The following is a 23,094-nucleotide window of genomic DNA, read 5'->3' as shown; positions in this document are numbered from 1 at the left end:
TTTTCACCGAATCCGCACCAGACAAGACCTGCGATCACTGTTTCCGTGGCGATCGCCGGAGTTACGGCACCGGCACCGTGGTCGCGCGGCGCAGCGCGAGCGCCGCGGCACCACCGGCCGGGATGATCAGCCAGCAGGAGAGCAGCCGGTAGACCAGCACGGCGGCGGCCGCGCCGACCGCCGTCGCGCCGGTCGCGGTGAGGCCGGCGACCAGCGCGGTCTCGACGACGCCGACCCCGCCCGGGGTCAACGGCACCTGCCGCACGATCTGCACCCCGAGGTAGATCCCGGCCAGCGTGGTCACGCCGACCGGCAGGCCCAGCGCGCGGGCGGCCGCCGCCAGGCAGAGCAGATCGGTCAGCCAGTTCACCGCCGCGTACACCAGCGCCACCGCCCAGTCGCGTACGCGCAGACCGGCCCCGGCCCGCCAGGCGCCGCGGGCCGAGCTCAGCAGCCGGGCCACACGCCGCCCGGTCCGGCTGTTCCGCAGCGGACCGGCGCCGGCGGGAGCCCGCTCGGGCCGGACCGCGTGCCGGCGTCCGAGCGCGACGCCGGCCGTGGTGAGCACGGCGATCGCGCCGACCACCACGAGCGGGCGCCAGCTCAGGTAGGTCCCCGGGTCACGGGCGACGACGCCCGCGCCGCCGGCCACGTAGAGCAGCGTGAGACCGCCGATGGAGGCCAGCCCGGACACGACCGCGGACGCGGCACCGACCCGCCGGGACACGCCGGCCTTCTGGTACTCCCGGATCGCGTACGCGGTGGAGACCGCGGCCCCGGCGGGCAGGCTGATCGACAGGGCCGACCGGGCCAGCGTGATGGCCATGATCCGCCGCACCCGCAGCCGGATCCCCAGATTGGCCAGGAGGTGCTGCTGCTGGAACGCGAACGCCGCGAGCGAGACGACCTGCAGGGCGGCCGCGAGCGCGATCCAGCCGTGGTCCGCACCGGCCAGGGCGGCCAGGAACTCGCGCGGGTCCGGCAACCGCCCGCGCAGACCGATCACCGCCAGCACGACCACCGCGACGCCGATCGCGGCCAGCCGGGCCCAGCGCGGGACGCCCGCACGGGCCGGAGCCGCCGCCGGGCGCTCCCGCACCTCGGACGGCGGACGCGACATCGCCCGATCCTTGCAAACGACGTCCAGCGGGGGCGTTACCCCTGGTCCTGCTCCCGGGCGTCGACGTGGTCGAGCACCGCCGGGTCGGCGGTCCGCATGCGGTCCATCTCCTCACCCGCGTCGCAGGAGAGCAGGGCGATCTCCACCGATTCCGGGGTACGGACCAGCACCCGCCAGGTCGCGCCGGACTCCTCCCAGCGCCGCAACCGCTCCAGGGCCTCACTCATGCGAACACCTCCGTCAGGGCGACGTCCGGGTCGGCCAGCCGGACCGGATCGACGGTACGGCCCCGCAGCCCGGCCCGGACCAGCTCCTGGATCTGCTCGGTCACATCCCACACGTTGACGTTCATCCCGGCGGCGACCCGGCCCTCGACGGTCCGGAAGGCGATGAACTCTCGACCCGGCTCGTCACCGCGGATCACCACCTGCGCCTCCGTCCCGGGCGGCACCCAGCCGGCGTACTCCATCCCCAGGTCGTACTGGTCGGTGAAGAAGTACGGCAGCCGGTCCCACTCGGCGTCCTGGCCCAGCATCACCCTGGCGGCGACCGGCCCCGAGTGCAGAGCCGTGTCCCAGTGCTCCACCCGCAGCCGGGTCCGCAGCAGCGGATGGTCGACGTTCGCGACGTCTCCGGCGGCGAGGATGTCCGGGTCGGCGGTACGCAACTGCCGGTCGACGAGCACGCCGTTGTCGACCGGGAGCCGCGCCTGGTCAGCCAGGCCCGTGTTGGGTGTGACGCCGATGGCCACCAGCACGACATCGGCGTTGACGGTCGTGCCGTCGGTGAGTACCACCTGGGCCACGTCCGGGCCGCCCCGCAGCTCCTGGACCCGCGCCCCGAAGCGGAAGTCGACGCCGTGCTCGCGGTGCAGGCCGAGGAAGACCTTCGCGAGGCGGTCCCCGAGTACTGAGCGCAGCGGCAGCTCGGCGGGTGTCACCACGGTGACGGTGGCGCCGCGCGTGCGCGCGGCTGCCGCGACCTCCAGCCCGATCCAGCCGGACCCGACGACCACCAGGTGGGTGGCGCCGTTGACGGCCCCGGCGATCCGGTCCGAGTCGGCCAGGGTACGCAGCGAGAACACGTTGCCGAGCCCGGCGCCGGGCACGCCCAGGGTCCGCGGCGAGGCGCCCGTGGCGAGCAGCAGTTTGTCGTAACCGAGGTCGTCACCGTCGGAGAGCCGGACCCGGTGCTTCTCCGCGTCGATGGCGCTGACCGTGGTGCCGGTCCGCAGCTGCACGTCGTGCCCGGCGTACCAGTCGAGGTCGTGCACGTACGCGTCGTCGCGCTGCGCGGTGCCGAGCAGCAGCCCCTTGGACAGCGGCGGCCGCTCGTACGGGATCTCCGGCTCGGTGCCGATCAGCGCGACCGGGCCGGTGAAGCCCTCCGCGCGCAGCGTCTCGGCGGCTCTGGCACCGGCCAGTCCGGCGCCGGCGATGACGAACGTACGGTCCCCGGGCATGAGCACCCTCCTTTGCGGACACCATGCCACGACTCTCGGGGTCGTGTCGGGGTCATTCCCGGATGTGGGCCGAGAGGGCGCGGCGGCAGGCTGAGGCCCATGCCGAGACTCGTCAGGATCTGTGCCCTCGCCGCCCCGGCCCTCATGCTGGTCTACGGCCTGCTGCGGGTGGTCGACGGCCTGGACGGCGACCGGCACAACGGCCCGGCCTGGGACGTCGGCCACGTCGCCTTCTTCGTCGCCATCGTGCTGTTCGCCGTGCTCGCGGTCGCGCTGCGGGCGCTGGACCGTCCCGCCGCGCCGGCGTCCCGCATCCTGGTCGAGGCGGCCACGGTCGCCGTGCTCTTCGGCGCGGGCTGCTTCCTCTGGGTCATCACCGGGGACCTGTCCGAGGACTTCCGCTCGGCGGCGCCGCTGCCGGACCCGCTGGAGCTCATCGGGCCGGCGCTCTTCCAGATCGGGCTGCTCATCCTGCTGATCCGGCTGGTCCTGGCCCGCCGGCTGCCGGTCTGGAGCCCGGTGCTGGTGCTGGTCGGCTTCGCCGCGATCGGCCTCGACCTGGACCTGCTGCCGCTGGGCGCGGCCCTGGTGCTGGCGGCGCTGCTGCCGCTGGCCCTGTCCCGCGACGCGCGTCTCACCACCGGACAGCACCGGCCGGTCGGTTCGTAAGGGTAGCCTTACCCCCGACCGAGACCCAGTAGGGAAGTGTTGTCATGGCGAACAGGCCTGTCCGGGCGGCCACGATCGGGGAAGTCACCCGGGTCGAGCAGCTCACGCCGCACATGGTCCGCATCGTGGTGGGCGGGGCCGGCCTGACCGGGCTCGACGCCGGCGCGTACACCGACCACTACGTCAAGATCCTGTTCCCGCGGCCCGGGGTCGCGTACCCGGAGCCGTTCGACCTCGCCGTGATCCGCGAGACGCTGCCCCGCGACCAGCAGCCCCTGGTCCGCACGTACACGGTGCGCCGCTGGCGCCCCGAGGTCCCGGAGCTGTGGCTCGACTTCGTCGTGCACGGCGACGAGGGCGTCGCCGGCCCGTGGGCCGCCGCGGCGCGGGTCGGCGACCCGGTCCGCTTCATGGGCCCGGGCGGCGGCTACACCCCGAACCCGGCCGCGGACTGGCACCTGCTGGCCGGCGACGAGAGCGCCCTGCCGGCGATCGCGGCAGCCCTGGAGGGCATGCCGGCCGGGGCGCCGGTGAAGGCGTTCATCGAGGTGGCGGACGCGGCCGAGGAGCAGAAGCTGGAGACCCCGGCGGACGCGGAGATCACCTGGCTGCACCGCGACGGCCGGCCGGTGGGCGAGGCGCTGGTCGAAGCGGTCCGCGGCCTGACGTTCCCGGCGGGACAGGTGCACGCGTTCGTCCACGGCGAGGCGACCTTCGTGAAGGATGTGCGCGCGTTGCTGCGGGTGGAGCGAGGGCTGCCGATGACGCAGCTGTCCATCTCGGGCTACTGGCGCCGCGGCCTGAACGAGGACGGCTGGCAGTCGACCAAGCGCGAATGGAACCAGCAGGTCGAACGCGAACAGGAGCCCGCGGCCGGCTAGTTCGGCTGTTCACGCAGCCAGGCGGCGGTGTCGCGGGGAAGCAGCCCGTCTCCGGTGACCGGTCCACCGGCGAGCAGCACCTCACCGTCCGGCAGCCGCGCCGCCGTGTCGCCCATGGCCACGGCCAGGGTCACGCCGCACCCTCGCCGCGCGAGCAGCAGTCCGTCCGCCGCCACCGACCACTGCACGGTGTCCTCCGCGGGCAGGGAGCGTCGCAGCTCCAAGGCCCGCCGGGTCAGGTGCAGCGTCGATTCCGGATCGGCCTCCTGCGCCTCGACCGACAACGCGCCCCACCCCGCCGGCACCGGCAGCCACGGCGGCTTCGCGCCGGCCGGGGAAAAGCCGTAGGTCCCGGCCGGGTCACGCCGCCACGGCAGCGGCACCCGGCAGCCGTCCCGGGACATCCCGGCTCGCGCCCAGGCCGGGTCCTGCCGCGCGTCCACCGGCACTTCCACCTCCGGCAACCCCAGCTCCTGCCCCTGATACAGATAGGCGGCGCCGGGCAGGAACAGCACAGTCAGGATCGCCGCCCGGGCGCGGGCCGTGGTGCCGTAGCGGGTCGGGGCTCGGACCACGTCGTGGTTCTCGGCCACCCAGGTCACCGGGGCCGGGCCCGCGGCGTGCGTCAGCAGCGAAGTGCCCGTGGTCAGCCAGGCGTGCGGGTCCCACGGCGCCGTCACGAAGGCGAACGCGAACGCCTGGTGCAGTTCGTCCGGGCGGACGTAGCGGGCCGCCCGGTCCGGGGTCAGGTTGACCTCGCCGATCAGTTGCCGGGGCGGGTCGTACGAGTCGGCCAGGCGCCGCCACTGCCGGTAGACGTGGTGCACCTCTTCCTGATCACAGGCGAAGGGGTTGCCGCGCAGCCGGCCCGGTTCGGGGGTCAGGCCGGCCGGGAGGTCCGGCAGCCCGGGGGCTTTGAACAGGCCGTGGGCCACGTCGATGCGCAGGCCGTCGACGCCGCGGTCGAACCAGAAACGCAGCACGTCGGCGAAGAACGGCGCGGTGCGCGGGTCGCGCCAGTTCCAGTCGGGCTGCTCCGGCGCGTACAGGTGCAGGTACCACTGCCCGGGGCGGCCGTCCGGCTCGGTGATGCGGGTCCAGGCCGGTCCGCCGAAGACGCTCGGCCAGTTGTTGGGTGGCTCGGCGCCGCCGGGGCCGCGGCCGTCGGCGAAGTGGAACCGGGCGCGGGCCGGGCTGCCCGGGGCGGCGGCCAGTGCGGCCCGGAACAGCGGGTGCGCGGCGGAGCAGTGGTTGGGGACCACGTCGGCGATCACCCGCAGGCCGAGGTCGTGGGCCCGGGCCAGCAGGGTGTCGAACGCGGCGAGGTCACCGAAGAGCGGGTCGACGTCGGTGTAGTCGCTGACGTCGTAACCGTGGTCGGCCTGCGGTGAGCGCTGGAAGGGCGTCAGCCAGACCGCGTCGGCGCCGAGTCCGGCCACGTGGTCCAGGTGGGCGGTGATGCCGGCCAGGTCGCCGACGCCGTCGCCGTCCGCGTCGGCGTAGGAGCGCGGGTAGATCTGATAGACGACGTCGGTCATGTCCACATTGTTGCCCCACCGTGACGCTGTAATTCCATGACAACTTCTGCAAAGTCTTGCAAGGCCCGTCCGCCGGGGGTTAGCGTGCGTCGTCGCCCCGCCATCGGAAGGCCTCAATGTGGAAACCCTCCAGCCCGGACGGCGTCCGACGTTCGTCGGGTCCCTCATCCTGGGCGTGCTGCTGAGCATCGCCGCGGTCGTGCCCGCCTCCGCCGCCCGTCCCGCCGAGCCGTCCGCCGCCGCCCTGGCGAGCTGGGGCTTCGACGCCGCGCCGGAGCCGGCCGAGCAGTTCTACTTCGTCCTGCCGGACCGTTTCGCCAACGGTGACCGGTCCAACGACACCGGCAAGCTGTCCGGTGACCGGCTCGCGACCGGCTTCGACCCGGCCGACAAGGGCTTCTACCACGGTGGTGACCTGCAGGGGATCATCAACCGGCTGGACTACATCCAGGGGCTGGGCACCACCGCCATTTGGCTGGCCCCGGTCTTCAAGAACCGGCCGGTGCAGGGCAGCGGCGACGACATCTCGGCCGGCTACCACGGCTACTGGATCACCGACTTCACCCAGGTCGACCCGCACTTCGGCACCAACGCCGACCTGCAGCGGCTGGTCGACCTCGCGCACCGGCGCGGCATGAAGATCTATCTCGACATCATCGTCAACCACACCGCCGACGTCATCAAGTACGCCGAGAACAAGTACGACTACATCGACAAGGCCACCGCCCCCTACGTGGACGCGCAGGGCCGGAAGTTCGAGGACCGCAACTACGCCGACGGCAGCCGCGCCTTCCCGCGGCTGAACAAGGAGTCGTTCCCGTACACGCCGGTGATCGACCCGAAGGACGCCACCGTCAAGAAGCCGGCCTGGCTCAACGACCCGACGATGTACCACAACCGCGGTGACTCCACCTTCGTCGGCGAGAACAGCGAGTACGGCGACTTCTTCGGCCTCGACGACCTGTTCACCGAGCGCCCCGAGGTCGTCCGCGGGATGACCAAGATCTACGGCGACTGGATCGCGAAGACCGGCATCGACGGCTACCGACTGGACACGGTCAAGCACACCGACCTGGACTTCTGGCCACAGTTCGCCGGCGGCATCGACCGGGCCGCGCGTCAGGCCGGCAAGAAGGACTTCTTCATGTTCGGTGAGGTCTACAGCGCCGACCAGGAGGTCGAGTCGACGTACGTGCGCCGCGGCGGTCTGCCCGCGACCCTGGACTTCTCCTTCCAGGCCGCGGCGAAGTCGTTCGCCGCCGACGGCGGCTCGGCCAAGGCCCTGTCCGACCTGTACGCCGCCGACGACCTCTACACCACCAGCGACACCGGGGCCGACCGCCTGCCGACGTTCCTCGGCAACCACGACATGGGCCGGATCGGCTCGTTCGTCGCGGCCGCCGAGAACGACCCCGCCGTCCAGTTGCGCCGCGACCGGCTCGCCCACGAGCTGATGTTCCTCGGCCGCGGCCAGCCGGTCGTGTACTCCGGCGACGAGCAGGGCTTCACCGGCCCGGGCGGCGACAAGGACGCCCGGCAGGACATGTTCCCCAGCAAGTCGGCCGACTACCTGGACGACGACCTGATCGGCACCGACCGCACCCACGCGGTCGCCAACTACGAGACCGGCCACCCGCTCTACCGGGCCATCGGCTCGCTCGCCGCACTGCGCAAGGCCCACCCCGCGCTGCGGGACGGACTGCAGGTCACCCGGTACGCGGCCGACGGGCCCGGCGTCTTCGCCACCTCGCGGATCGACCGCAAGTCCCGCACCGAGTACGTGGTCGCGGTCAACAACGCCACCACCGCGCAGACCGTCACCCTGGACACCTGGACGCCGGGCAGCTCGTTCGCCGGCCTCTACGGCGCCACGGGTTCGGCAACCACCGGCACCGACGGCAAGTTGACCGTCACCGTCCCGGCCCTGTCCTCGGTCGTCTACCGGGCCGCCAAGCCGATCGCGCAGGCATCGGCTGCCCCGACCGTGACTTTCACCGCGCCCAGGGCCGACGCCCTGGTGCCGACCCGCACCGAACTGACCGCCACGACCACCGGCGACCCGCTGTCCACGGTCACCTTCGCCGCGCAGGTCGGCAACGGCCCGTGGAAGCTGCTCGGCACCGCCGACCGGGCGCCGTACCGGATCTTCCATGATCTGACCGGCCTGGCCGGCGGCACCCCGGTGAAGTACAAGGCGGTGGCCCGCGACAGCCGCGGGCGCCTCGCGGTCACGAACACCCGGATCAAGGTCGGCACGCCGCCGGTGATTGCCGGACCCGACTACGCGATCGTGCACTACCAGCGGCCGGCCGGCGACTACGACGACTGGAGCCTGTACGCCTTCGGCGACGTCGAGACGCCGACCACCTGGCCCGCCGGGCAGCCGTTCGACGGGGTGGACGGGTACGGCCGGTTCGCCTGGGTCAAGCTCAAGCCGGGCGCGAAGAACGTCGGGTTCATCGTGGTCGACAAGAACGGGGTCAAGGACGTCGGCGCCGACCGTTTCCTGGACCCGACGAAGACACCGGAGGTCTGGCTGAAGCAGGGTGATCCCGCGGTCGCCACCACCGGCCCGGCCGTCGAGCAGGATCAGAACACCGCGATCGTGCACTACCGGCGGGCCGACGGGGACTACTCCGGCTGGGGTCTGCACGTGTGGGACGGCGCCGCGGCTCCGACCGAGTGGTCCGCGCCGCTGCAGCCCGCCTCGACCGACGCGTTCGGTGTGACGTTCCGGGTGCCGCTGGCCGCCGGCGCGACCGGCCTGAACTACATCATCCACCGGGGCGACACCAAGGACCTGCCCGACGACCAGCGGCTCGACTTCGCCACGGCCGGGCGGGAGGTGTGGCTGTTGTCCGGCGTACCGGATCGGCTCCTGCCTGTGGTCCGCAGAGCCGGCGGCGGCGTCGCCGACCTGACCAAGTCGAACGCCGTCTGGATCGACCGGGCGACGATCGCCTGGAAGACCGGCACCGGCACCTCGCTGGAACCGGTCGGGGCCGGCACCGACGGCCGGGTCTACGACCTGGTCTACGCCCCGGAGGGCGGCCTGGGCATCGTGGACGGCGAGCTCACCGGCGCGCACGGCACCATCCGCCTGAACGCGCGCCGCAACGGTCTCACCGAGGATCAGCGCGTCGCGAACCCGCACCTGTGGCAGTACCCGGCCTTCCGGCTCAGCGACGTCTCGAAGATCAAGGACGTGCTGCGCGGCCAGGTCGCGGTGACCGAGCGCGACGCCGAGGGCAAACTGCTGTCGGCCACCGGTGTCCAGACCGCGGGGGCGCTCGACGACGTCTACGCCCCGGCGGCCCGGGCCGAGCTCGGTGCGACCTTCCGCGGCGGCCGGCCGACCCTGGCGGTGTGGGCGCCCACCGCCCGTACCGTTTCGCTGGAACTGGCCGGTCACCCGGCGCCGATCCCGATGACCCGCGATGCGGCCACGGGTGTGTGGTCGGTGCGGGGTTCGCAGAGCTGGAAAGGCAAGGACTACCGGTACCGGGTCACCGCCTGGCAGCCCGCCGCGAACAAGGTCGTCACCGCGTCGGTCACCGACCCGTACTCCGTGGCCCTGGCGCCCGACTCCACCCACAGCCGGATCGCCGACCTCAGCGACCCGGCCCAGACCCCGGCCGGCTGGGCCGGGCTGCGCAAGCCGGCCCGGAAACCGGGCCAGGTGCAGATCTCCGAGCTGTCCGTCCGGGACTTCTCCATCGCCGACACCACCGTCCCGGCCGCCCAGCGCGGCACCTACCGGGCCTTCACCGACCCGCGCACCGCCGGCATGAAGCAGCTGCGGGCCCTCGCCGCGGCCGGCACCACCCACGTGCACCTGCTGCCGGTCTTCGACTTCGCCACCATCCCGGAGAAGCGCGCCGACCAGCAGCAACCGGCCTGCGACCTGGCCGCGCTGCCGCCGGACTCCGCGGAGCAGCAGAAATGCGTGGCGGCGGTGGCGGCCGAGGACGGCTACAACTGGGGCTACGACCCGCTGCACTACACGACCCCCGAGGGCGGTTACGCCGTCGACCCGGACGCCCGCACCCGGGAGTTCCGCGAGATGGTCGCCGGGCTCAACCGCGACGGCCTGCGGGTGGTCCTGGACGTCGTCTACAACCACACCTCGGCCGCCGGCACCGACCCGCACTCGGTGCTCGACCAGATCGTGCCCGGCTACTACCAGCGGCTGCTGGAGGACGGCACGGTGGCCAACTCCACCTGCTGCGCCAACACCGCGCCGGAGCACACCATGATGGGCAAGCTGGTCGTCGACTCGCTGGTGACCTGGGCCAAGGCGTACAAGGTCGACGGTTTCCGGTTCGACCTGATGGGCCACCACCCGAAGGCCAACATCCTGGCCGTGCGGGCCGCTCTCGACAAGCTGACGGTCGCCCGCGACGGCGTCGACGGCAAGAGCATCTACCTGTACGGCGAGGGCTGGGACTTCGGCGAGGTCGCGGGCGACGCCCGCTTCGTGCAGGCCACCCAGAAGAACATGGCCGGTACGGGCATCGCCACGTTCAACGACCGGCTCCGCGACGCCGTCCGCGGTGGCGGCCCGTTCGACGACAACCCGCGCATCCAGGGCTTCGGCTCCGGGCTGTTCACCGACCCCAACGGCGATGAGGCCAACGGCACCGCGGCCGAGCAGAAGGCCCGCCTGCTGCACTACCAGGACCTGATCAAGGTCGGGCTCAGCGGCAACCTGGCGGGTTACCGGTTCACCGCCTCCACCGGTACGCCGGTGACAGGCGCGCAGGTCGACTACAACGGCTCGCCGGCCGGCTACACCGCGGCGCCGGGCGAGGCGATCACCTACGTGGACGCGCACGACAACGAGATCCTGTTCGACGCGCTGGCGTACAAGCTGCCGCAGCGGACCGCGGCGGTGGACCGGGCCAGGATGCAGTCCGTGGCGCTGGCCACGACCGTCCTCGGCCAGGGCCCCGGCTTCGTCACCGCGGGCAGTGAACGGCTGCGCTCGAAGTCCCTGGACCGCAACTCGTTCAACTCCGGCGACTGGTTCAACCAGATCAGCTGGGACTGCACCGAGGGCAACGGATTTGGCCGCGGCCTGCCCCCGGCGGCCGACAACGAGGCCAAGTGGCCGTACGCGAAACCGCTGCTGGCCGATCCGAAGCTGGTGCCCGGCTGCGACGCGGTGAACCTGGCCGACGCCCGCTACCGGGAGCTGCTGGCGATCCGCAGGTCGTCGCCGGTCTTCGGGCTGCCCACCGCCGCCGAGGTGCAGAAGCGCCTGTCGTTCCCGCTCTCCGGCGCCGCCGAGACGCCCGGCGTGATCACCATGCGGCTCGACGGGCGCGGCCTGGACCGCCGCTGGAAGTCGGTCACCGTGATCTTCAACGCCACCCCGGCGACGGCGACCCAGACCGTACCGGCGCTCAAGGGCGCGACCGTCGTCCCGCACCCGCTGCAGCACGAACCGGGCTCGTTCGACCGGGCCACCGGCACCTTCACGGTGCCGGCCCGGACCACGGCGGTGTTCGTGCAGAGCTGATCGGCTCTGGACTAACCGGCCTGCCGGTGGTCACCCTGGCTGCATGGGTGACTACCGGCAGGCGTACGAGCGCAGTCTCCGCGACCCCGAGGGCTTCTGGCGCGACGCCGCCGAGGCCATCGACTGGGACAGCCCACCGGACCGGATCTTCGACACCCGGTGGTTCCCCGACGCCCGGCTCAACACCTGCCACAACGCCCTGGACCGGCACGTGGCCGACGGGCGGGGCGAGCAGGCCGCCCTGATCCACGACAGCCCGGTGACCGGGACGCTGCGCACGTACACGTACCGGGAGCTGCGCGACGAGGTGGCGCTGTTCGCGGGCGCCCTGCGGCGGCTCGGCGTCGGCCCGGGCGACCGCGTGGTCATCTACCTGGCCATGGTCCCGGAGGCGGTGATCGCCATGCTGGCCTGCGCCCGGTTGGGCGCGGTCCACTCCGTCGTCTTCGGCGGCTTCGGCGCCCCGGAGCTCGCGGCCCGCATCGACGACGCCCGGCCGAAGGTGATCGTGGCCAGCTCGTGCGGGGTCGAGGCCGCGCGCGTGGTCCCGTACAAGCCGTTGCTCGACCGCGCCCTGGGCCTGGCCGCACACGAGCCCGCGCAATGCGTCATCCTCCAGCGCCCGCAGCTGCTCGCCGACCTCGTGCCCGGCCGGGACCTGACCTGGGACGAGGCGGTGGCCGGGGCTGAGCCGGCGGAGTGCGTACCGGTGGCGGCGACCGACCCGCTCTACATCCTCTACACCTCCGGCACGACCGGCCGCCCGAAGGGCGTGGTCCGGGACAACGGCGGCCACGCGGTCGCCCTGCGCTGGTCCATGGCGGCGATCTTCGCGGCCGGCCCGGGCGACGTCTTCTGGGCCGCGTCCGACGTCGGCTGGGTCGTCGGCCACTCCTACATCGTGTACGCGCCCCTGCTCACCGGAGCCACCACGGTGCTGTACGAGGGCAAGCCGGTCGGCACCCCGGACGCGGGCGCGTTCTGGCGGGTGGTGGCCCAGCACCGGGTCAATGTCATGTTCACCGCCCCGACGGCGATCCGCGCGGTCAAGAAGGAGGACCCCGAGGGCCGGCTGCTCACCGGGCACGACCTGTCGAGCCTGCGGCTGCTGTTCCTGGCCGGGGAGCGGCTCGACCCGGAGACCTACACCTGGGCGGGGGAGCGGCTCGGCGTACCGGTGATCGACAACTGGTGGCAGACCGAGACCGGCTGGCCGATCGCCGCCAGCCCCCGCGGCCTGGAGACGCTGCCGACCAAGCCGGGCTCGCCGTCGGTGCCGGTGCCCGGCTACCGCGTCCGCGTGGTCGACCCGGCCGGCGTGGACGTGCCCCCGGGCGAGGACGGCTCGATCGTCATCGGGCTGCCGCTGCCGCCGGGCTGCCTGCCGACGCTGTGGCAGGACGACGAACGCTACGTGCGGTCGTACCTGTCGGCGTTCCCCGGCACCTACCTGACCGGCGACGGCGGCCGCTTCGACGCCGACGGCTACCTGTACGTGATGGGCCGCACCGACGACGTCATCAACGTGGCCGGCCACCGCCTCTCCACCGGCGCGATGGAAGAGGTGCTGGCGGCCCACCCGGCGGTCGCCGAATGCGCGGTGATCGGCGTCCACGACCCGCTCAAGGGCCAGCAGCCGCGCGGCTTCGTGGTGCTCAAGTCCGGCGCCGCCATCGACCCGGAGCAACTGAGCACCGAGCTGGTCGCGATGGTCCGCGACCGGATCGGCCCGGTGGCCGCGCTGCGCCGGGTGGACGTGGTCCCGGGCCTGCCCAAGACCCGCTCCGGCAAGATCCTGCGCCGGACGATGCGCGGCATCGCCGACGGCACCCCGGAACCGGTCCCCTCCACCATCGAGGACCCGGCGGTCCTGGACGCCCTCCGCCCCATCCTCACCGACTGATCAGGTGTTGTGCGGTCGCCGGGCCACCAGCAGGACATGGGTGACCGGCCAGTCCAGCGGCGTGCCGTCGGGTGCGGCCAGCGACGCCGTGGGGGCGATCCGGTTGTCGATGATCCAGTCGTTGCGGGAGGTGCCCGAGGCCGGGTCCACCTCGAAGCCGACGTCGACCAGCAGCGATTTCCAGTCCGCGTACTCCAGTCCGCAGAACTGCTCGTGGGTCTCCGACAGCCAGTTGTCGGCGTAGTCCTTGCGGGTCAGGTAGTCCATCGCCGCGCCCAGGGTGAGCTCGACCGCGTCGCCGGCCGGGTCGTACGCGAACGGGAACCGGAAGTCGACGGCGAACTGGTCCAGCCTGGCCCGGGTCGACAGGCCGGCCACGTACGCCGACACCTCCTCAGGGGACAGCTCGGCCAGGTCCGCGCGGGCGGTCGCCGGGTTGGCGCCGTCGGTGGCGTCCAAGGTCAGGCGGACCCGGCGGTCGCGACCGTCCGGGCCGCAGACGTCGCTGTTGATCCAGACGCCGCCCGGCGCGGTGTGGTCGTAGATGGCCTGCGCGAACCGGCGCAGCGACGCCCAGCGGTCCCCGTAGGACCAGATCTCGTGGGTCAGCGCGAACGTCAGCGTCGTGTCGATGGAACGTTCCGGGAAGATGGCGCCGCCCAGCACGTTGCGGCGGTAGAAGAAGACGTTGGCGTTGTCGAAGACGCCCTGGGCCTTCTTGTGCATGCACTCCTCGTACAGGTGCCGGGCGATCTCGACGCCGATCAGGTCGCTCTCGCGCAGCGCCGGCTCCCGGTCGGCCAGCTCCAGCACCGCGCCCGCGCCGCAGCCGATGTCGACGATCCGGCCCGGCCGTACGTGCCGGTGGACCCGCTCCCACTTGCGGGCCGCGCTGTCGGCGAACGCCTCCACGTAGGTGCGGTAGTTGCGGGTCGCGGTCAGCCCGCCCTCGGCGCCCACCACCGGGTCGTTGACCACCGTGCGCACGCTGTCCACCAGCTGGTAGCGGTCGAAGACGTCGACGGTCGCCGGATGGGCCAGCTCCCGCCAGCTCTCGTCGCCGGCCGCCAGCCGCAGCAGCACGTCCCACGGGCGGGCCGGTTCGGGCGTGCTCTCGGCCTCCACCCCGGCGATGCCGAAGCCCAGGGCGGTGTAGAGGGCCGCGACCGCCGGGGTCGAGCAGGCCACCAGGGTGTTGGCCGGGGTCAGCTCCAGGCCGGTCGCCACCGTGATGTTCTTCAGCGTCACCTCGGCGAAGCGCTCGGTCGGCGCGGTGTCGAAGACCGGCACCACCACCGAACGCAGCCCGGTCAGCACGCTGAACCGTTCGATGGCCGCCTCCCGGCGGTGGTACGGCACCGGATTACGCTTCGTGTTCTCGTGGTTCGCTGAGGTCACCGCCCAGACAATGGTCACATCCGGCCACCGCCGCAGGTACTCGGCCTGGAAGCGGGTAAGGACGTGATGGCGGCCCGGGAAGAGCACGAAGGTTGTTTCCACCTGGTCGTTGATACCGTACGGAGACGCCGACCACGAGCAGCGGAGACTGTGATGCCTCAACGATCTGATCGACGGCACCGGGTAGTGGTCGTCGGAGCCGGCTTCGGCGGGCTGTTCGCCACCAAGTCCCTGCGCAAGGCCGACGTCGACGTCACCTTGATCAACGGCACGGCGTACCACCTGTTCCAGCCGCTGCTGTATCAAGTGGCGACCGGCATCCTCTCGGAGGGCGAGATCGCCCCGCCGATCCGCGAGATCCTCCGGCGCCAGGACAACGTCGACGTGAAACTCGGCTGGGTCAGCGACATCGACGTGGACGCGCAGAAGGTCGCGGTCGAGGCGCCCGGCATCGACTACACCGTCGAGTACGACACGCTGATCGTCGCCGCGGGCGCCTCGCAGTCCTACTTCGGCAACGACAAGTTCGCCGACCACGCCCCCGGCATGAAGAGCATCGACGACGCGCTGGAGCTGCGGGCCCGCATCTTCGGCGCGTTCGAGCTGGCCGACCTGCAGACCGACCCGGCCGAGATCGAACGCTGGATGACCTTCGTGGTGGTCGGTGCGGGCCCGACCGGTGTCGAGATGGCCGGGCAGATCGCCGAGCTGGCCCACCGCACCCTGCCGGGCCAGTACAAGCACATCGACCCGCGCAAGGCCCGGATCATCCTGATCGACGCCCTCGACGCGGTGCTGAACACCTTCGGCGACCACCTGTCCACCCGCGCGCTGCGCCAGCTGCACCTGCTCGGCGTGGAAGTGGAACTGGAGACCAAGGTGGTCGACGTGGACGCCACCGGCATCGAGGTGGACACCAAACGAGGCCACCAGCGCATCGAGTCGATGACCAAGATGTGGGCCGCCGGCGTGGCCGCCCCGCCCCTGGCCCGCAAGCTCGCCGAACAGGCCGGCGCCGAGACCGACCGGGCCGGCCGGGTCAAGGTCAACCCGGACTGCACCCTGCCCGGCCACCCGGAGATCTTCGCCGTCGGTGACATGATCTCCCTGAACCAGCTCCCCGGCGTCGCCCAGGTGGCCATCCAGAGCGGCCGGTACGCGGCGGACCAGATCAAGCGCCGGCTGGCCGGCAAGGAGCCCGCCGGGCCGTTCAAGTACTTCGACAAGGGCAGCATGGCCACCATCTCCCGCTTCTCAGCGGTGGCCAGCGTGGGCAAGCTGCGCGTCTCGGGCTTCCTGGGCTGGCTGATGTGGCTGGCGGTGCACCTGCTCTACCTGGTCGGCTTCAAGAACAGGGTCACGGCGGTGCTGCACTGGGCGGTCAGCTTCCTGGGCCGGGGCCGCTCCGAGCGGGTGGCGACGTTCCAGCAGGCGTACGCGCGGGCGGCGGTCCGCGAATACGGCGACCCGTTCGAACGCCGCAAGGCCGCGGCAGCCGAGGCGATGAGCCAGCCGAGCGACCCGGCCAGCCCGTCCGCCTCCGGCCCCGCCACCCCCGCCACCTCCAGCTCCGGCTCCGCGGAGTCCGGTGCCACCTCGGCGTCGGCCGGCCCAGCAATCAAATAACCCGCTGGTCCGGACCCATCCGCTGGCCTGGACCCCTCCGCCGGTCCGGACCCCCGTGTAGGTGTCCCGGTACTTTCCTTCGCTGGTCCGGGTTCCGTCCCGGTCCGGGTTCCGTCCCGGTCCGGGTTCCGTCCCGGTCCGGGTTCCGTCCTGGTCCGGGCCTCGTCCCTGTGCGGCTCCCATGCCTGTCAGGGCTACGTCCCGGTGTGGACCCCGTCCTGGTCCGGGCCTCGTTTTGGTCCGGGCCTCGTCCTGGTGCGGGCCACGTCCCGGTGCGGCCTCCGCGCCGGTCAGGGCTACGTCCCGGCCTCGGACCGCGTCCCGGCCTTGGACCGCGTCCCGGCCTTGGACCGCGTCCCGGCCTCGGACCGCGTCCGGGCCCCGGACCGCGTCCCAGTCGGGTCCTAGCCCTTCCCCATCCCCTCCCCGTCTCACCAGACCTGGGTAGCTGATGGCTGTCCTGGCAGCCACCAAATACCAAGATCGGAAGGGGCGGGGGAGTGGCGGGGCGAGAGGGGGTCGGATCAGGCGACGAGGTCGGCGTACCGGCCGCCTACCGAGACCAGGCTGTCGTGGTCGCCGGACTCCAGAACCCGCCCGTGGTCCACGACCACGATCTGATCTGCATCACGCACAGTCGACAGTCGATGCGCGATCGTCACCGTGGTGCGCCCGCGGGCCAGCTCGTCGAAGGCCCGCTGCACAGCCCGCTCGGTGGAGGTGTCCAACGCACTCGTGGCCTCGTCCAGCACCAGGATCCGAGGGTCACGCAACAGCGTCCGCGCGATGGCGATCCGCTGCTTCTCACCACCGGAGAACCGGTGCCCCCGCGAGCCGACCACAGTGTCGTAGCCGTCAGGCAGCCCAGCGATCAGCTCGTGGATCTGCGCCGCCCGAGCGGCCTGCTCGATCTGCGCGTCGGTCGCGTCAGGCCGCGCGTACCGCAGATTTTCCCGCACGGTCGTGTGCAGCAGATAGGTCTCCTGGCTGACCACGCCGACCACCGAAGCCAGGTCGGCCAGCCGTAGGTCCCGCAGGTCGATCCCGTCGATCGTGATCCGGCCCGCGGCCGGGTCGTAGAGCCGCGCGATCAGCGCGGCAAGCGTGCTCTTGCCGGAACCGGTCTCACCGACCAGCGCCAGCGAGGTGCCGGCCGGCACGTCCAGCGAGACCCCGGCGACCGCGGCGGTCTCACTTCCCGGGTACGCGAACGTGACGTCCTCGAAGCGCAGGTGCCCGCGCACCGTGCGGGGCAGCTCCACCGGCTCGACCGGGTCGTCCACCTCCACCGGCAGGTCCAGGTACTCGAAGATGCGGGCGAACAGGGCCAGCGAGCTGGTCAGCGAGACCCCGACGCCGAGCAGCCCCATCAGCGGCCGGAACAGCCCGGCCTGCAGGGTGGTGAAGGCGACCAGGGTGCCGATGCTGAGCGTGCCGGCGGTGAGCGGCAGCCCGGCGCTGAGGTAGATGACCGCCGGAATCGCGGCGAAGATGATGCTCATCGCGGCCATCCGCCAGCGTCCGGCCAGTTCGGAGCGCAGCTCCAGGTCGATGAGCCGGGTGGAGGAGGCGGTGAAGCGTTCGACCAGCGCCGCGCCGGTGCCCATGGTCTTGCTCAGCTGCACGCCGCTGATCGACAGGCCCTCTTCGACGGTGACGTTGAGGTCGGCCAGTTCGCGCTGGCGTTGCGCGGTGATCTCCTTGCGCATCTTCGCGACCCGGCGGGTCAGGTGGATGGCCGGCGGCAGGACCACCAGGGACACCAGGGAGAGCTGCCAGGACAGGGCGGCCATGGCGACCGCGGTGGCGACGGCGGTGGTGAGGTTCGAGGCGATCGAGGTCGCGGTGGAGGTGACCACCGACTGCATGCCGCCGATGTCGTTGGTGATGCGGGACTGCACCTCGCCGGTGCGGGTCCGGGTGAAGAACGCCACGGACTGGCGGCGCAGGTGGGTGAAGACGTCCACCCGGAGCCGGTGCATGACCTGCTGGCCGACGGTGGTGGAGATCCAGGTCTGGATGACGCCGAGGGCGGAGGTGACGGCGGCGACGGCGACCATGCCGGCGACGAGCCAGGCCAGCAGCGGGAGGTTCTGCTGCGGCAGTGCGCGGTCGATGACCTCGCGCAGCAGGAACGGCGAGGCCATGGCGATCACGGACGAGGCCACGATGATCGCGGTGACGATGGTGAGCTGGAGCCGGTGGGCGCTGAAGAGCCGGCCGATGCGGCGCAGGGAGACCTCGCGGGCCTGCTTCTTCTCGGCGGCGGTGACGGTGGTGGTGCGGCCGCGACGGCCGCCTTCGACTGGGGTGGCTTCCAAGAGCGACAACCTTCTTCCGGTACGGATTTAGTGAGGTTACCTCACCATGAGGGAACAACCGCAACCGCTGGTACGGTATTCCCGTGGATCCCGCCGCCGACGAGAACCTCTCCGAGCTGTTCTGGTCCGTCGCGCGCACCCTGCGCCACCTCAACAAGGAGGCGCTGGAGCCGCTGAACGTCTCCCCGTCGCACGGCCGCGCCCTCGCCGTGCTGATGCGGCACGGCCCCATGCGCCCGGGTGCCCTCGCCGAGCACCTGCGCATCGCCCCGCGCTCAGCCACCGAGGTCGTCGACGATCTGCAGGGGCGGGGCCTGGTCGAGCGCACCCCGGATCCGGCCGACCGGCGGGCGACGGTGCTGCACCTGACGGCGGCGGGTGCCGCGGCCGGCGACGCCATCCGGGCCGCCCGGCAGGCCGCCGCGGAGCGCTTCTTCGCCGGTCTCCACGAGGCCGACCGCGCCGACCTCACCCGGATCCTGCGCCAACTGCGCGAATAATCCCGTTTGTGTAGAGTCCCGGGCATGCGCAAGGTTCTCGTCGTCGGTGCCGGGCAGTCCGGCCTCCAGCTCGCGCTCGGCCTGCGCGCCGACGGTCACGACGTCACGCTGATCTCCGCCCGCACGCCGCCGGACATCCGGGGCGGGCGCCCGATGAGCACCCAGGGCATGTTCCACGGCGCGCTCGAGACCGAGCGCGCCCTCGGCCTCGACCTCTGGGGCGAGCAGGCCCCGGCCTTCCAGGGCTTCCGGATCACCCTGTCCGCCCCGCCCGGCGAGCAGGCCCTCGCTTTCAACGCCCGGCTCAGCCACCCCGGCCGCAGCGTCGACCAGCGCCTCAAGATGGCGGCCTGGCTGGAGCTGGCCGAGCAGCGCGGCGTGACGGTGGACTACCGCGCCGTCCAGGCGGGGGAGCTGGCGGCGCTCGCCGCTCGGCACGACCTGACCGTCGTCGCGGCCGGCCGGGGCGACCTGGTGTCCCTCTTCGACCGCGACCCGCGGCGCTCGGTCCACGACGCGCCACAACGGGGACTCGCCGTCGCGTACGTGCACGGCCTCGAGCCCGACCCGGACTTCCCGGCACCGCACATCGGCTTCCACGCCGTGCCCGGGCTGGGCGAGCTGTTCGTCATCCCCGCGCTGACCCTGACCGGCCCCTGCGACATCCTGTTCTGGGAGGCCGTGCCCGGCGGCCCGGTCGACCGGTGGACGGGTTCCGCCCCGATGGACCCCGCCGAGCATCTGGCCCTGACCCTCGAGCTGGCCGGCCGGTACGTGCCCTGGGTCGCCGAGCGCGCCCGCCACGCCGAGCTCACCGACTCCCGGGCCACCCTGCACGGCCGGTACGCGCCGGTCGTGCGCGAGCCGGTCGCCCGGCTGGACGGCGGAACGGCGGTGCTCGGCATGGCCGATGTGGTGCTGGCCAACGACCCGATCACCGGCCAGGGCGCCAACACCGCGGCCAAGTGCGCCACCGCCTACCTGACCGCGATCCGCGAGCGGGGCGACCGGCCGTTCGACGAGCAGTGGATGCGTGACACGGCCGAGGCGTTCTGGTCCTCGACCGCCCGCGCGGTCACCGACTGGACCAACGCGATGCTCCAGCCGTTGCCGCCACACGTGCAGCGCATACTCGGCGCGGCAGCGGGCAATCCCACCGTGGCCTCGCGGTTCGCCGACGCCTTCTCGGACCCGACCGACCTGGACCGTTGGTTCATGACGCCCGACGCCGCCGAGCGCTACCTCGCCTCGGTCTAGGGTTACCTGAGTCACTTCCTGACCGATCGGCCAGCTTCTGACCGATCGGTCAGGCATGCTGGTTCGCATGGCCCGTACCCGGACACGCGACGAGATCCTCGCCGTCGCCGCGGAGCTGTTCTCCCGCGCCGGCTTCAAGGGCACCTCGCTGCAGGACATCGCCGCCGAGGTGGGCTGCTCCAAGGCGACCCTGCTCTACCACTTCGACAGCAAGGAAGCGATTCTCGCCGCCCTGGTCGCTCCCGCCGCCGCCGAGCTGGCCGAGCTCACCACCCGGCTGGGGCAGCTCGACGGTGAGGCCGCGCGCGAGGCGGCCATCGACGGCTTCGTCGACCTGGTGCTGCGTTACCGCCGCGAGGCCGGGCTCATCTACTACGGCTCGCTGGACGTGCTGTGGACGCCCGCCTTCGCGGACGCCCAGCCGATGATCGAAAACCTGTGCACCGCCTTCGCGGCGGGCTCGGCCGACCCGGTCGACCGGATCGCCGCCGAGGTGCTGCTGGCCGGCATCTGCTCGGTGGCGATCGACAAGCCCGATGACGCGACCCTGCGCTCCGCCTTGATCGCCGTGGCGAAGCGTGCCCTGCTCACCCCTCGATCCAAGGACTGACATGGCAACCCTGTTGTACCGGCTGGGCCGGGCCTCGTTCCGGCGCCGCAAGCTCGTGGTCGTGCTGTGGCTGGTGCTGCTGGCCGCGCTGGGCGGCGCCGCCCTGGCGTTCAAGGGCCCCTCGTCCAGCGACTTCACCATGCCCGGCACCGAGTCGCAGCGCGCGATCGACGCCCTGCAGCGGGAGTTCCCCGAGGCCAGCGGGGCCACCGGCACCATCGTGGTGGCCGCGCCGGCCGGCGGCACCCTGGCCGACTCCGCCCTCAAGCCCGCGGTCGAGGGCCTGGTCAAGGAGGCGTCGGCGCTGCCCGGCGTGCTCGGTGCCGTGGACCCCTTCGCCGCCAAGGCCCTGTCGCAGGACGGCCGGTACGGCCTCATCCAGGTGCAGTTCGCCACCCGCGCCGACGAGGTGACCGAGCCGCAGCGCGCCGCGTACGAGAACAGTGGCGCCGCCGCCGAGGCCGCCGGGCTGCGCGTCGAGCACGGCGGTGAGGTGATGAACTCCGAGCCCGAGGTCGGCGGCACCGAGAGCATCGGCGTCATCATCGCCCTGGTGGTCCTGGTGATCACCTTCGGCTCGCTGGTCGCCGCGGGCATGACCATGCTCAACGCGCTGATCGGGGTCGGCGCGGGCATGGCCGGGCTGTTCGCGCTGAGCAGCGTCGTCACGCTGACCAGCACGGCGCCGGTGCTCGCCCTGATGCTCGGCCTGGCCGTCGGCATCGACTACTCGCTGTTCATCACCTCCCGGCACCGGCAGAACCTCGTCGACGGCCTCGCCCCGCAGGAGGCGGCCGCCCGCGCGGTGGGCACCGCCGGTTCGGCCGTCGTGTTCGCCGGCATCACCGTGGTCATCGCGCTGGCCGGTCTCGCCGTCGTGGACATCCCGTTCCTGACCGTCATGGGCCTGGCCGCCGCGGGCACCGTCGCCGTCGCCGTGCTGGTCGCCATCACGCTGCTGCCCGCTCTGCTGGGCTTCGCCGGCCAGCGGGTGCTGCCGCGCAAGCTGCGCGCCACCGGCTCGCACGCCGCCTCGCACGCCGAGCCCAAGGAGGGCTTCGGCTTCCGCTGGGCCCGGCTGGTCACCCGGTTGCGCATCCCGGTGATCCTCGTCGGGGTGCTCGGCCTGGGCGCCCTGGCTCTGCCGGCCACGGACATGCGGGTGGCGCTGCCCGGTGCCGGCGCCGGCCCGGTCGGCACGCCCGGCCGCGACGCCGCCGATCTGATCACCGAGGGCTTCGGCCCCGGCTTCAACGGCCGGCTGGCCCTGGTCGTCTCCAGCGACTCGCCGGAGCAGACCACCGCGGCCGTGCAGCAGGCCACCCAGCTGTTGCAGGGCACGCCGAATCTGCTGGCGGTGACCCCGCCCAACCTCAGTCAGGACAAGCGGACGGCGCTGCTCGGGGTGCTGCCCCGGACCGGCCCGACCGACGAGGCCACCGAGCAGCTGGTGCACGACGTCCGCGACCGGGTGGCCGGGATCGCGAACGCGGACGTGTCGCTGACCGGGCAGACCGCCGTGGGCATCGACGTCTCCGAGAAGCTCTCCGCCGCCATGCCGGTCTACCTGCTGCTGGTCGTGGGTCTGTCGGTGCTGCTGCTGATGCTGGTGTTCCGGTCCGTGCTCGTGCCGCTCAAGGCGGCGCTCGGCTTCCTGCTCACCGTGGGCGCCACCTTCGGCGTCACGGTGCTGGTGTTCCAGGAGGGACACCTGAGCGACCTGGTCGGCCTGGACAGTCCGGGACCGCTGATCAGCTTCCTGCCCATCCTGCTGATCGGCATCCTGTTCGGCCTCGCGATGGACTACGAGGTGTTCCTGGTGTCGCGGATGCGCGAGGACTTCGTGCACGGCGCCGGCGCGCAGGAGGCGACCATCAGCGGCATGGGCCACGGCGCCCGGGTGGTCACCGCGGCCGCGCTGATCATGACGTCGGTCTTCGCGGGCTTCATCCTGCTGGACGACCCGGTGATCAAGTCGATGGGCTTCGCGCTGGCCATCGGGGTGGCGATCGACGCCTTCGTGGTCCGGATGACGATCGTGCCGGCCGTGATCTCGCTGCTCGGCCGGGCCGCCTGGTGGCTGCCGCGCTGGCTGGACCGGGTGCTGCCCAATGTCGACATCGAGGGGGAGCGGTTGCGCGAGGAGCTGGCGAACGAGCCGGCGCGGGAGCCGGTCACCGTCTGAACCGTTTAAGCAGGTAAGAGGGCCGGAGCGTGCATGGCGCGCTCCGGCTCTTTATTGCCGGATTGTTACCTGTCCGGCGATCTAGAAACTTGCGAATCATCTT

15 protein-coding genes are annotated in these 23,094 nt (G+C 72.2%); 9 read left to right on the top strand and 6 right to left on the bottom strand.

The window, feature by feature from the left end; translation table 11 throughout:
* Positions 1-61 precede the first annotated feature (61 nt).
* Genes AB0C12_RS05270 through AB0C12_RS05260 form a run of 3 tightly spaced genes read right to left on the bottom strand, consistent with a single transcriptional unit; the run spans position 62 to position 2,582 of the window.
* Positions 62-1,120, bottom strand: coding sequence for a lysylphosphatidylglycerol synthase transmembrane domain-containing protein (locus AB0C12_RS05270; protein WP_360544357.1), 1,059 nt, complete (start codon positions 1,118-1,120; stop codon positions 62-64).
* Positions 1,121-1,155: 35 nt separating this feature from the next.
* Positions 1,156-1,347: a hypothetical protein gene (locus AB0C12_RS05265; protein ID WP_360544355.1), complete on the bottom strand. Its 192-nt coding sequence runs from the start codon at positions 1,345-1,347 to the stop codon at positions 1,156-1,158.
* A complete protein-coding gene (locus tag AB0C12_RS05260) occupies positions 1,344-2,582 on the bottom strand; it encodes an FAD-dependent oxidoreductase (RefSeq protein WP_360544353.1) in 1,239 nt (412 codons plus the stop codon). Before AB0C12_RS05260 ends, AB0C12_RS05265 begins: the two co-directional genes overlap by 4 nt.
* 99 nt (positions 2,583-2,681) lie before the next feature.
* Between AB0C12_RS05260 and AB0C12_RS05255 the strand changes: the two genes are divergently transcribed.
* Both AB0C12_RS05255 and AB0C12_RS05250 read left to right on the top strand, forming a co-directional pair.
* The gene (locus AB0C12_RS05255) at positions 2,682-3,251 is read left to right on the top strand and encodes a hypothetical protein (RefSeq protein ID WP_360544351.1); all 570 of its coding nucleotides are present in this window, start codon (positions 2,682-2,684) and stop codon (positions 3,249-3,251) included.
* Between the two features lie 44 nt (positions 3,252-3,295).
* Positions 3,296-4,132, top strand: a complete 837-nt coding sequence (locus AB0C12_RS05250; protein ID WP_360544349.1) for a siderophore-interacting protein — start codon at positions 3,296-3,298, stop codon at positions 4,130-4,132.
* Here AB0C12_RS05250 and AB0C12_RS05245 read toward each other — a convergent pair.
* The gene (locus AB0C12_RS05245; protein WP_360544347.1) at positions 4,129-5,670 is read right to left on the bottom strand and encodes an alpha-amylase family glycosyl hydrolase; all 1,542 of its coding nucleotides are present in this window, start codon (positions 5,668-5,670) and stop codon (positions 4,129-4,131) included. The genes AB0C12_RS05250 and AB0C12_RS05245 overlap by 4 nt on opposite strands.
* A gap of 118 nt (positions 5,671-5,788) precedes the next feature.
* Here AB0C12_RS05245 and pulA point away from each other — a divergent pair, with 118 nt between their 5' ends.
* Both pulA and AB0C12_RS05235 read left to right on the top strand, forming a co-directional pair.
* Positions 5,789-11,191, top strand: a complete 5,403-nt coding sequence (gene pulA / locus AB0C12_RS05240; protein ID WP_360544345.1) for a pullulanase-type alpha-1,6-glucosidase — start codon at positions 5,789-5,791, stop codon at positions 11,189-11,191.
* 43 nt (positions 11,192-11,234) lie between these two features.
* Positions 11,235-13,094: a propionyl-CoA synthetase gene (locus AB0C12_RS05235; RefSeq protein ID WP_360544343.1), complete on the top strand. Its 1,860-nt coding sequence runs from the start codon at positions 11,235-11,237 to the stop codon at positions 13,092-13,094.
* Here the strand turns inward: AB0C12_RS05235 and AB0C12_RS05230 are convergent, their stop codons facing one another.
* Positions 13,095-14,594 carry a class I SAM-dependent methyltransferase gene (locus tag AB0C12_RS05230; protein WP_360544341.1) on the bottom strand — a complete coding sequence of 500 codons (1,500 nt, stop codon included), beginning with the start codon at positions 14,592-14,594 and terminating at the stop codon, positions 13,095-13,097. It abuts the gene before it with no gap.
* A 51-nt stretch (positions 14,595-14,645) separates the two neighbouring features.
* Here AB0C12_RS05230 and AB0C12_RS05225 point away from each other — a divergent pair, with 51 nt between their 5' ends.
* On the top strand, positions 14,646-16,118 hold the full coding sequence (locus AB0C12_RS05225; protein WP_360544339.1) for an NAD(P)/FAD-dependent oxidoreductase: 1,473 nt from the start codon (positions 14,646-14,648) through the stop codon (positions 16,116-16,118).
* Between the two features lie 524 nt (positions 16,119-16,642).
* Here AB0C12_RS05225 and AB0C12_RS05220 read toward each other — a convergent pair.
* Positions 16,643-18,439 carry an ABC transporter ATP-binding protein gene (locus AB0C12_RS05220; protein ID WP_360544337.1) on the bottom strand — a complete coding sequence of 599 codons (1,797 nt, stop codon included), beginning with the start codon at positions 18,437-18,439 and terminating at the stop codon, positions 16,643-16,645.
* A gap of 83 nt (positions 18,440-18,522) precedes the next feature.
* Between AB0C12_RS05220 and AB0C12_RS05215 the strand changes: the two genes are divergently transcribed.
* The 4 genes from AB0C12_RS05215 to AB0C12_RS05200 all read left to right on the top strand — a co-directional run bounded on the left by AB0C12_RS05215 (position 18,523) and on the right by AB0C12_RS05200 (position 22,991).
* A complete protein-coding gene (locus tag AB0C12_RS05215) occupies positions 18,523-18,939 on the top strand; it encodes a MarR family winged helix-turn-helix transcriptional regulator (protein ID WP_360544335.1) in 417 nt (138 codons plus the stop codon).
* A gap of 24 nt (positions 18,940-18,963) precedes the next feature.
* A complete protein-coding gene (locus AB0C12_RS05210; protein ID WP_360544333.1) occupies positions 18,964-20,196 on the top strand; it encodes a styrene monooxygenase/indole monooxygenase family protein in 1,233 nt (410 codons plus the stop codon).
* Positions 20,197-20,263: 67 nt separating this feature from the next.
* The gene (locus tag AB0C12_RS05205; RefSeq protein WP_360544331.1) at positions 20,264-20,806 is read left to right on the top strand and encodes a helix-turn-helix domain-containing protein; all 543 of its coding nucleotides are present in this window, start codon (positions 20,264-20,266) and stop codon (positions 20,804-20,806) included.
* Between the two features lies 1 nt (position 20,807).
* Positions 20,808-22,991 carry an MMPL family transporter gene (locus AB0C12_RS05200; protein WP_360544329.1) on the top strand — a complete coding sequence of 728 codons (2,184 nt, stop codon included), beginning with the start codon at positions 20,808-20,810 and terminating at the stop codon, positions 22,989-22,991.
* Positions 22,992-23,094: the final 103 nt, after the last annotated feature.

Origin of the sequence: Actinoplanes sp. NPDC048967 (assembly GCF_040649415.1) — a bacterium.
Lineage (GTDB): Bacteria > Actinomycetota > Actinomycetes > Mycobacteriales > Micromonosporaceae > Actinoplanes.
This window is presented reverse-complemented; position numbering and strand designations above follow the sequence as displayed.

Excerpts from the sequence above, each read along its gene's own strand:
- AB0C12_RS05270 (WP_360544357.1), bottom strand. The coding sequence starts at position 1,120 with ATGTCGCGTCCGCCGTCCGAGGTGCGGGAGCGCCCGGCGGCGGCTCCG.
- AB0C12_RS05265 (WP_360544355.1), bottom strand. The coding sequence starts at position 1,347 with ATGAGTGAGGCCCTGGAGCGGTTGCGGCGCTGGGAGGAGTCCGGCGCG.
- AB0C12_RS05260 (WP_360544353.1), bottom strand. The coding sequence starts at position 2,582 with ATGCCCGGGGACCGTACGTTCGTCATCGCCGGCGCCGGACTGGCCGGT.
- AB0C12_RS05255 (WP_360544351.1), top strand. The coding sequence starts at position 2,682 with ATGCCGAGACTCGTCAGGATCTGTGCCCTCGCCGCCCCGGCCCTCATG.
- AB0C12_RS05250 (WP_360544349.1), top strand. The coding sequence starts at position 3,296 with ATGGCGAACAGGCCTGTCCGGGCGGCCACGATCGGGGAAGTCACCCGG.
- AB0C12_RS05245 (WP_360544347.1), bottom strand. The coding sequence starts at position 5,670 with ATGACCGACGTCGTCTATCAGATCTACCCGCGCTCCTACGCCGACGCG.
- AB0C12_RS05235 (WP_360544343.1), top strand. The coding sequence starts at position 11,235 with ATGGGTGACTACCGGCAGGCGTACGAGCGCAGTCTCCGCGACCCCGAG.
- AB0C12_RS05225 (WP_360544339.1), top strand. The coding sequence starts at position 14,646 with ATGCCTCAACGATCTGATCGACGGCACCGGGTAGTGGTCGTCGGAGCC.
- AB0C12_RS05210 (WP_360544333.1), top strand. The coding sequence starts at position 18,964 with ATGCGCAAGGTTCTCGTCGTCGGTGCCGGGCAGTCCGGCCTCCAGCTC.
- AB0C12_RS05205 (WP_360544331.1), top strand. The coding sequence starts at position 20,264 with ATGGCCCGTACCCGGACACGCGACGAGATCCTCGCCGTCGCCGCGGAG.
- AB0C12_RS05200 (WP_360544329.1), top strand. The coding sequence starts at position 20,808 with ATGGCAACCCTGTTGTACCGGCTGGGCCGGGCCTCGTTCCGGCGCCGC.